Annotated in this window: 1 protein-coding gene; it reads left to right on the plus strand. The window is 47.3% G+C overall.

From position 1 onward, the window contains the following. Positions 1 to 16: 16 nt before the first annotated feature. Complete coding sequence (locus I6F53_RS20895; protein WP_442960600.1) at positions 17 to 142, plus strand: hypothetical protein; 126 nt, start codon at positions 17 to 19, stop codon at positions 140 to 142. The last annotated feature ends 101 nt before the right edge of the window (positions 143 to 243 follow it).

Below are 243 nucleotides of genomic sequence, written 5' to 3' on the forward strand. Positions count from 1 at the left end.
CGATGGTGCTGCCCGTCTGTTCTTCGGACTGTCCCTTAACGAGTGGTTCTATGTAGCTGCAATTGCCTACACAGTGGCTCAAATTGGTGCCAAGGTAGTCGATGTGATTATCAAATGGAAGAAGGAGGGTAAAGATGTCTAACGATAAGTCCTTGATTCAATTCCTTGAGATGCTGGACACTGAGATGGCTCAACGTATGCTGAAAGACCTTCAGGATGACGAGAAGCGAACGCCTCAACTGT

It is taken from the genome of Pseudoalteromonas sp. SWN29, from assembly GCF_015864465.1.
GTDB lineage: Bacteria > Pseudomonadota > Gammaproteobacteria > Enterobacterales > Alteromonadaceae > Pseudoalteromonas.